Below are 9,130 nucleotides of genomic sequence, written 5' to 3'. Positions count from 1 at the left end.
GCACGTTGAGCATCAGCTCCGATACCGACGGCTCGGGCGTGGCGATCGGCGCGCTCGACGGCTCGATCGACGGCCAGAGCTTTTCGAGCTTCTTCGGCTTCAACGCCGTGTTCACCGGCAGCTCGGCTTCCAACATCAAGGTGTCGTCGAGCCTGCTGGCGGACAGCGGCACGCTGGCGGTCGGAACGCTTTCCACGAATAAAACCTCGGGAACCGTGCTGACCCCCGGCTCGACGCTGGTCGCCAACGCCCTCAATTCGGCGCTGACCACCTCTTACAGCTACGCGGCCACCGGCAGCATCGGCTCGATGAAGGGAACGCTCACCGCCTATGCGTCCCGGATCGTCGCGGCATTCGCGACGCGCGCCTCTTCGGCCGAGAATGCCCTGACCAGGACGGAAGCGCTGCAGGCCTCGATTGCCAATACCGTCTCCTCGAAGTCGGGCGTCAACATCGACGAGGAAACCGCCAGGCTCCAGGACTACCAGACGCTCTATTCGGCGGCGGCGCAGGTGATCCGGATCGCCAGGGAAATGTTCGAGCGGCTGCTGGCGGCGGTCGGCTAGCGCGGCATCGCTTCCGCGGAAAACCACCTGGGTTCTCCTATTCGCCGCCTTCGCCCGGGAGCCCTATAGCGCCCGCTCGCTTTATCCTGCCCGAGGTCCTCCGCCTTCGCGGAGGATGACAGTTTTATATAGAGGAAACAGCCGGATAGCGCATCGCCCTCCATCCTTACCTCCCCTCCCCATAGATTGTCATCCTCGCGCAGGCGAGGACCTCGGGCAGGATGGAGCGAGCGGCCGATATAGCGCTCCGGCAATGCTGGGGCGCCTGATACATCCCTCATCATCTTCTCGTCCTGAGGTCCTCGCCTGCGCGAGGATGACAATTTATGGGGGGCGATGCGCGCGGCGATGGCGGCGTGATGGGAACGTTCGCGGACCCAGGGCAGATTTCCGGACCAGCTTGGGAGACAGCGTGGCGGGAATCTGCCGGGTGCTCGATGGATAGGCTATGTATTTGTTTTCTAAATATAATTTTGTCATCCTGCGCGCAGGCGCAGGACCTCGGGCAGGAAAGGGCACGGGATTGCCATAGGGCGCCAAAAGGCCCACGGAAATCCGCCTTCGCCGCCCGGTTCAGCCGGCGATTTCTTCCTTGTCCGTCTCGACGATCGCCTTGGCGGTGAACAGGAACTGGCAGCGCACGCCGTCGGGGGCGGCGATCCAGTCGGCGCGGCCCATCGGGTCGTGGGCGAGGCTGTTGCGGATCAGCATCGAGCCGAAGCCCTTGCCGGCGGCGCCGGTCACCGGCGGGCCGCCGACCTCGCGCCAGTCGAGCTTCACCCGCGCCGCGCCGCTGTCGGGGAGGGGGGTGAGGGTCCAGCCGACGATCACCTTGCCGTCGGCCACCGACAGCGCGCCGTATTTCAGGGCGTTGGTGATCAGTTCGTGCAGGGCAAGCGCTACGCCGAGGCCGGTGCGCGGCGCCAGCTCGGCGTCGCCGTCCGCCTCGATGACGATGCGGTCGTCCAACTGGTAGGTGATGGTGAAGGTGTCGCGGACGATGGTGTCGAGGCGGCTGTCCTTGGGGCCGGCCAGGATGCGCACCTGCGCCTGGTTGAGGGCGGCGATGCGGTCGCCGAGGCTCTTGCGGGCGGCCTCCAGCGAGGCGGCGCGGCGCAGCGTGTTCTCGGCGATGATCTGCATGATGGTCAGGATGTTCTTGACGCGATGGGCGCTCTCGCGCGCCACCATGTCGAGCCGCTCCTCGATCTGCTTTCTCTGCGTCAGGTCGTGCACGGCGCCGAGCACGCGCTCGGGCTCGCCGTAGGCGTCGCGGACGATGGTGCCGCGGGCGCCGATCCAGGTGACGCGGTCGTCGATCAGCAGCTTGAACTCGTGCGGCGTCTCGATGTCGTCGCTGACGCCGGCCGCCAGGGCGGCCATGCGCGGCGCGTCGTCGGGGTGGACGCGGCTCAGCACCTCGTCGACCGGCACGCCGTCCGGCGTGTCGGCCAACTGGAACAGGTCGCGGAACAGCCGGGTGCCGTGCACCCGGTTGCTCTGGAGGTCCCAGTCGTAGGTGCCGAAGCCGCCGCCGTCCTGGGCGAGGCGCAACAGGTCGGTCTGCCGCTGCAGGTCGCGCTGGGCGCGCCAGCGCTCGGTCACGTCGTGGCCCTGCACGAAGATGCCCGTCACCTCGCCGGCGGCGTCGCGGATCGGCTGGTAGACGAAGTCGACGTGCCGGAGCTCCGGCTGCGTCTTGCCGTCCCATTGCAGGAACACCGGCACCGCCTGCCCCGAATAGGGCTCGCCGGTCAGCCTGACGCGATCGAGGATGTCGATGAACCCCTGGCCGACGATCTCCGGCAGCGCCTCGGCCAGCGGCCGCCCCATCAGGTTGGTGCGGCCGACCAGTTGGCGATAGGCGTCGTTGGCGAGCTGGAACACGTGGTCCGGGCCGGTCAGCACGGCCATGAAGCCGGGCGCCTGCTCGAACAGGTCGCGCAGCATGGCGATTTCGCCGAGCACCTTTTCGCTGGCCGTCTGCACCGCCTGGGCACGGGCCAGCAGGCCGGATTCGGCCATGTTGGCGCGGGCGTCGCGCTGGCGCAGCGCCTGCAGCTCGGTGACGTCCTCGGTGTGCTGGAGAATGTAGGTCAGCTCGCCCTGCTTGTTCTTGAGCGGCGAGTGGGTGGCGCTCCAGAAGCGGACGACCGGCGGCTCGCCGGGCGGCGACGTGTTGTAGGGCACCAGCGCCACGTGATCGGGCTGGTTGGTGGCCAGCACCCGGTTGAACGACGCCGTCAGGATGCGGTACTCGTCGGAGGCGGGATCGACCGGGAAGGCGTCGAAGACATAGCGGCCGACGATTTCCTCCCGGCTGTTGCGGCCGACGGCCCTGAGATAGGCGTCGTTGCAGCCGGCGATCGTCAGCTCGCGAGTAAAGATGACATAGGCGTTGGCCGAGGCGTTGAAGAGATCTCGAAGATCAAGGTCGTCGACCGCCACTTTGCTGAACATTTCCAACCCGCCAGATCGAGCAGGTCAAGGATGGCAAAAACAACCTTAGTTTTCAATGATAAAAGCGAAGCGCGGCCGCGCCGCCCCCGCCATGAAGTTTTCGAGTAAAGCCGCCGCGCCGGCGCCGCCGGCGAAGTGATGGATTCGCCCCGGCAGGTAGGCGGCGGCCCGAGATGGCACTTGATGGCGGTGGGGCGGGCCGGATCGGCCGGAAAAACGGCGTTTACCTGGATCGTTATCTTTCGCAGCGGCCCCGGCGCCGCGAAACATCCTTGATAAGTATTTCTCCGATGGCGATTGTTCCTTGGATCGCCCGGCAAAGCGAAAGGCCGCCCGGTTCGGGGCGGCCTTTCTGCACTCGCTTGGCGTGTGGCGATCGGTCGGATCAGTTGCCGATCAGGTCGCCATTGTCGGCGTAGGCGACGCTCGGCAGGCGGGCGGCGTCCCTGGCGGCCGCCTCGGCATTGGCGGGGTTCGGGACGACCAGCTTGGTCACGAAGGCCGGATCGCCGGAGGACGCGCCCGGATCGTATTCGGTGACCGCCTGGGCCGGGGCGCCATGGGTGCCGATCACCGCGTCGCCGGCGACGGTGGCGTAACGCTGGGCATCGGCGGCCGCGGCGGCGGCGTTGGCCGGATTGACGTGGGTGGGCAGCTCGATGAACGGCGACGAGCCGCTGTCGACCGACGGGTCGAAATAGACCTGGCCGGCATTGGCGACGGCGGGAACGAGGGCGGCGGCGACGGCGGCGGCGGCGAGGAACCTGGCAATCATGATGGAAACTCCGGTGTTCGATGGTCGTTGGCAAGCAGCGGGGGGAGGGGGTTGTCCGCTGCTGATGACAATGATTTGCACCTTGACCGATCACGCCGAAACCGGCCGCCGCTGACGTGTGCGCGCCGCCGAGTTGAACGGGAATCGCGAAAGCGTGCGCGCGAAGTTGAACGGATCGGCAAAGCCGCCGCCGGCCGCGGAAAACCGCCGCCCGGCCGCTCACGAACGGCCGCCCCAGGCGTGAAGAACCCCCGGCCGGCCTTCACGCACGCCATTCGATGGCCGGCGTATTTTTTCCGGCGGCGGGCGTCACCGCAGGAAAGCCCGGAAGCGACCGAGCGCCAGATAGAACAGGGCCACGCCGATGGCGATCAGCGCCAGGAACTGCGGCCAGACCACGTCGAGGCCGGCGCCGCGGAACAGCACCGACTGGGCCAGGATGACGAAATGGGTGTTGGGCGCCGCCAGCATGACGTCCTGCAGGATCTGCGGCATGCTTTCGCGCGGCGTCAGGCCGCCCGACAGCACCTGCAGCGGCAGCAGCACCAGCATCAGCAACAGGCCGAACTGCGGCATGCTGCCGGCCACGGTGGCGAGGAAGATGCCCATCGAGGTGGTGGCGAACAGTTGCAGGGCGGCGCCGGCCAGGAACAGCGCCATCGAGCCGTTGATCTCCACCTTCAGCACGCCCTGCACGACGAACACCAGCGCCACGGAGGAGGCGAGGAGGACGACGAGGCCCATCGACCACACCTTGCCCAGCATGATCTCCGTCGGCGTGATCGGCATCACCAGCAGGTGCTCGATGGTGCCGTGCTCGCGCTCGCGGATCAGCGCGGCGCCGGTCAGCACGATCGACAGCATGGTGATCGACGAGATGACGTTGGTCACCGCGCCGAACCAGCCCTTGTCGAGCGACTGGTTGAAGCGGGCGCGCAGGGCGAGGTCGACCGGCGGCGCGCTGGTGCCGCGGTAGCGGTCGAGGAATTCGCCGATCTCGCCGGAGACGATCGACTGGACGTAGCCGCTGCCGGTGAAGGCCTGCGACATGCGCGTGGCGTCGACGTTGAGCTGGATCGCCGGCGACCGGCCGGCCAGCAGGTCGCGCTGGAAATCGGGCGGAATGTCCAGCGCGAAGGTGTCGGTGCCGGCGTCCATGCGCCGGTCCATCTCGTAGGGCGAGATGAGCTCGGGCAGCGCGAAATAGGGCGGGTAGAAGGCCGAGACGATGCGCGAGGACACCGGCGACTGGTCCTCGTCGACGATGGCGATGGTGGCGCGGCTCAGCGTCTCCGGCATGGCGGTCGAGGCGGTGTAGACCGACAGCGTGAAGGCGTAGACGATCAGCACCAGCAGCATGGGATCGCGGGCGAGGCCGCGGAGTTCCTTGATGCCGAGCTGGAGGACGTTGGCCATGCGCATGGGTCAGCTCGCCTGCTTGCGGAGGAAGAGGGCGCCGAGGCCGAGCAGGATGGGGCCGGCGGCGACAAGCGGCAGGAAGGCGCCGGCAAGGTCCGGAAAACCCAGAGCCTTGGAGAAGGTGCCGCGGGCGATCGTCACGAAATAGGTGGTCGGGTAGATCCGGCCGATGACGGCGCCGGCCCCTTGCAGCGAGGCGACGGGATCGATGATGCCGGAATATTGCACGGCCGGAATGAGCGTCAGCAGCGCCGTGCCGAAGATGGCGGCGATCTGGCTGCTCATGAAGGTGGAGAGCAGCAGGCCGAGCGCCGTGGCGGCGAACACGTAGAGCAGGGCGGCGGCGGTGAGCGCGGCGAGGCTGCCGGTGAGCGGCACGCCGAAGACGAAGACGGCCAGCGCCACCAGCATGAAGAAGTTCAGCATGGCGAGGCCGAGATAGGGCAGTTGCTTGCCGACCAGGAACTCGAAGCGGGTGACCGGCGTCGTATAGAAATTGATGATCGAGCCGAGTTCCTTTTCCCGGACCACGCTGAGCACGGCGAGCATGGCCGGGATCATCATCAAGAGGAGCGGGATGACGGCCGGCACCATGGCCACCAGGCTTTCGATGCCGGGATTGTAGCGGTAGCGGACGGCGATCTGGAAATCGCCGGCGACGGCGGCGTCGCCGTAGCGCTCGCGCGCCTTCTGCGTCAGCCAGCTCTGGTGCATGCCCTGCACATAGCCGAGCACGGTCTCGGCCCGGGTCGGCATGGCGCCGTCGATCCAGGCGCCGATCTCGACGGTCGCGTGGCCGCGCGCCACGTCGCGCCCGAAGCCGGGCGGGATCTCGATGGCCAGGCTGATCTCGCCGTCGCGCATCCGGCGGTCGAGATCGTCGTAGCCGGTGATCGGCGCCTTCTCGACGAAGTAGCGCGAGCCGGCGATCTGCTGCACGTAGTCGCGGCTCAGCGTGGTGTCGTCGCGGTCGAGCGCCGCGAAGGACAGGTTTTCGACGTCCATGTTGATGCCGTAGCCGATGACGAACATCAGCAGCACGCTGCCGAGCACGGCGAGGGTGGCGCGGATCGGGTCGCGGCGCAGTTCGAGCGATTCCCGCCGCGTATAGGCGAACATGCGGCGGAGATCGAACAGGCGCCGCGGCGCCGACGGCCGGCCGGCCTTCGATGCCTCCTTCACCGGCTGCGGCGGGGCGGCGGCCGGCGCGGCGGTGGCGGCGTTTTCGCCGATGGCGTCCTCGAGATAGGCGATGAACGCCTCTTCGAGCGAGCCGGCCGAGCGGCGGGCGACGATGGCGGCCGGCGTGTCGCTGACCAGCACCTTGCCGGCGTGCATCAGCGAGATGCGGTCGCAGAGCTCGGCCTCGTTCATGAAATGGGTGGAGACGAAGATGGTGACGCCGTCCCGCCGCGACAGGTCGGAGAGGATCTGCCAGAAGGCGTCGCGCGCCACCGGATCGACGCCGGAGGTCGGCTCGTCGAGGATCAGCATGTCCGGCTCGTGGATCATCGCCACGGCCAGCGACAGCCGCTGGCGGATGCCGAGCGGCAGCCCGTCGGGCAGCGCGTCCAGCACGTCGCCGAGGTCGAAGCGCCGCGCCATCTCGGCGATGCGGCCGGCGATCCGCTCGGCCGGCAGGCGGAACAGGCGGGCGTGCAGGTCGAGGTTCTGGCGGACGGTGAGCTCGGAATAGAGCGAGAAGGCCTGGCTCATGTAGCCGACGCGGCGGCGCACCTCGATGTCGTCGGCGTCGACCGGCCGGCCGAACAGGCGGGCCGTGCCCTCGGTCGCCGCCAGCAGGCCGGTCAGCATCTTCATGGTGGTGGTCTTGCCGCAGCCGTTGGAGCCGAGGAAGCCAAAGATCTCGCCGCGCGGAATGCGGAAGCTGACGTCGTCGACGGCCGTGAAGTCGCCGAAGCGCATGGTGAGGTGCTCGGCCTCGATGGCGAAATCGCCGTCGGCGTCCGTGGCGCGCGGCGGGATGACCACGGCGCTGTGCCCCTGGCGCTTGTCGTCCGGCAGCAGGGCGATGAAGGCGGCGTCGAGGGTCGGCGCGCCGGTGCGCTCCAGGAGCTCGGCCGGCGAGCCGGTGGCCAGCACGCGGCCGCCGTCCATGGCGATCAGCCAGTCGAAGCCCTGCGCCTCCTCCATGTAGGCCGTCGCCACGATGACGCTCATCGACGGCCGCTCTTGGCGGATGTCGTCGATCAGTTGCCAGAACTGCCGCCGCGACAAGGGATCGACGCCGGTGGTCGGCTCGTCGAGGATCAACAGGTCGGGATCGTGGATCAGCGCGCAGACCAGGCCGAGCTTCTGCTTCATGCCGCCGGACAGCTTGCCGGCCGGCCGGTCGGGAAACGGGTCGAGCCCGGTGGCCCTGAGCAGCGTGTCGATCCGGCGCCGCCGCTCCTGCCGGCCCTGGCCGAACAGCCGGGCGAAGAAGTCGACGTTCTCGGAGACCGACAGGGTGGGGTAGAGGTTCTTGCCGAGCCCCTGCGGCATGTAGGCGATGCGCGGGCAGGTGCGGCGGCGGTGGTCGGGATCGGCGATGTCGCCGCCCAGCACCTCGACGCGCCCCTCGCGCACCACGTGGGCGCCGGCGATGAGCGACAACAGGCTCGACTTGCCGACGCCGTCCGGGCCGATCAGCCCGACCATCACGCCGGCCGGAATGTCGAGCGTCACCTTGTCGAGCGCCCGCGTCCGGCCGTAGGAGAGGCCGACCCGGTCGAGGCGGACGACCGGCGGCGGGCCGTCGCCGGCCGGGCCGGGCGCGGCGGTCATTGCACCAGCCCGTCGGTCAGCTCGCGCGGCCATTCGGCGGCCGGATCGAGGCGGACATAGGCCATGCCCGGCAGCCCGGTCTTGACCAGTTGGATGTGCTTGCGCAGAAGCTCGGGCGGAATCTGCGCCTTGACGCGGAACATCAGCTTCTGCCGCTCCTCCTCGGTCTCCACCGTCTTCGGCGTGAACTGGGCGACGTCGGCCACGAAGCTCACCTTGGCCGGGATCACGTAGCGCGGCGCCGCGTCGAGGACGAGCCGCACCTCGGTGCCGATGGCGAGCCGCCCGGCCTCGGCGGTCGGCAGGAAGAAGGTCATGTAGACGTCGCCGAGATCGACGAGGTTGAGCACCCGGCCGCCGGCCGACAGCACCTCGCCCGGCTCGGCCACCCGGTACTGGATGCGGCCGTCGCGCGGCGCCAGCAGCGTGCTGTCGTCGATTTCGGCGGCGATGCTCTCGATGGCGGCGCGGGCGGCGTCGGCCGCCGCCTCGGCGTCGACCACCGTGGCGCGGGCGGCGCCGATGGCCGCCTTGGCCGCGGCAAGCTGGGCCTCGGCCGCCGCCAGGGCGGCCCTGGCGCTCCGCTCGCTCGCCTGGTTGTCGTCGTAGGTCTGCTGGGAGACCGAGTTGCTCTGCACCAGTTGGGCGGAGCGGGACAGCCGCTTTTCCGCCGCCTCCAGCTCGGCGCCGCGCTGGGCGACCACCGCCTCGGCGGCCGCCTGCTCGGCCTGCCGCTGCTCGACCAGGCTGCCGGCGGTGTCGATGCCGATCAGCGCCCGCTTGAGCTGGGCCTCGGCCTGCCGGCGCTGCGCCGTCAGCTGGGCGATGTCCATGCGCGCCATGGTCTGGCCGGCGGTGACGAAATCGCCCTCGCCGACCAGGATGTCCCTGACGCGGCCGGGGCTCTTGGTCGAGATGTCGATCTCCGCCGCCTCGATGCGGCCGTTGCCGGCCGCGATGCCGGCCGGCAGGCCGTCCTGCGCATAGCGCAGCCAGGCCCAGTAGCCGCCGGCGACCGCCGCGACGGCGACCGCGCCCCAAAGCAGAACCCTCGACGTTTTCATCCCTCAGCCCCTGAAGCCGCCGGTCAACCGCTGTTGACCGACTTGCAGGCTAACAGTAT

At 68.9% G+C, this 9,130-nt stretch carries 6 protein-coding genes; 1 reads left to right on the top strand and 5 read right to left on the bottom strand.

The annotated features are described in order from the left end of the window. Positions 1 to 566 (top strand): flagellar basal body rod C-terminal domain-containing protein (locus CJ014_RS21300; protein WP_280952352.1); only part of this gene is annotated, 566 nt, incomplete at its 5' end. Positions 567 to 1,139: 573 nt separating this feature from the next. Here the strand turns inward: CJ014_RS21300 and CJ014_RS21295 are convergent. From CJ014_RS21295 to CJ014_RS21275, 5 genes are all read right to left on the bottom strand, one after another. Continuing rightward, positions 1,140 to 3,026 carry a sensor histidine kinase gene (locus tag CJ014_RS21295; RefSeq protein ID WP_100082506.1) on the bottom strand — a complete coding sequence of 629 codons (1,887 nt, stop codon included), beginning with the start codon at positions 3,024 to 3,026 and terminating at the stop codon, positions 1,140 to 1,142. A 385-nt stretch (positions 3,027 to 3,411) separates the two neighbouring features. After that, positions 3,412 to 3,801, bottom strand: coding sequence for a hypothetical protein (locus CJ014_RS21290; protein WP_100082505.1), 390 nt, complete (start codon positions 3,799 to 3,801; stop codon positions 3,412 to 3,414). A 309-nt stretch (positions 3,802 to 4,110) separates the two neighbouring features. After that, positions 4,111 to 5,223 carry an ABC transporter permease gene (locus tag CJ014_RS21285; protein ID WP_100082504.1) on the bottom strand — a complete coding sequence of 371 codons (1,113 nt, stop codon included), beginning with the start codon at positions 5,221 to 5,223 and terminating at the stop codon, positions 4,111 to 4,113. Positions 5,224 to 5,226: 3 nt separating this feature from the next. Then, positions 5,227 to 8,007 carry a ribosome-associated ATPase/putative transporter RbbA gene (rbbA, locus tag CJ014_RS21280; protein WP_245427521.1) on the bottom strand — a complete coding sequence of 927 codons (2,781 nt, stop codon included), beginning with the start codon at positions 8,005 to 8,007 and terminating at the stop codon, positions 5,227 to 5,229. Beyond that, a complete protein-coding gene (locus CJ014_RS21275; RefSeq protein WP_100082502.1) occupies positions 8,004 to 9,071 on the bottom strand; it encodes an HlyD family secretion protein in 1,068 nt (355 codons plus the stop codon). Before CJ014_RS21275 ends, rbbA begins: the two co-directional genes overlap by 4 nt. Positions 9,072 to 9,130 lie beyond the last annotated feature (59 nt).

The sequence above is a fragment of the Pleomorphomonas carboxyditropha genome, assembly GCF_002770725.1.
Classification (GTDB): Bacteria; Pseudomonadota; Alphaproteobacteria; order Rhizobiales; family Pleomorphomonadaceae; genus Pleomorphomonas; species Pleomorphomonas carboxyditropha.
This window is presented reverse-complemented; position numbering and strand designations above follow the sequence as displayed.

Coding starts and splice junctions, on each gene's coding strand:
- CJ014_RS21295 (WP_100082506.1), bottom strand. CDS start 3,026: ATGTTCAGCAAAGTGGCGGTCGACGACCTTGATCTTCGAGATCTCTTC.
- CJ014_RS21290 (WP_100082505.1), bottom strand. CDS start 3,801: ATGATTGCCAGGTTCCTCGCCGCCGCCGCCGTCGCCGCCGCCCTCGTT.
- CJ014_RS21285 (WP_100082504.1), bottom strand. CDS start 5,223: ATGCGCATGGCCAACGTCCTCCAGCTCGGCATCAAGGAACTCCGCGGC.
- rbbA (WP_245427521.1), bottom strand. CDS start 8,007: ATGACCGCCGCGCCCGGCCCGGCCGGCGACGGCCCGCCGCCGGTCGTC.
- CJ014_RS21275 (WP_100082502.1), bottom strand. CDS start 9,071: ATGAAAACGTCGAGGGTTCTGCTTTGGGGCGCGGTCGCCGTCGCGGCG.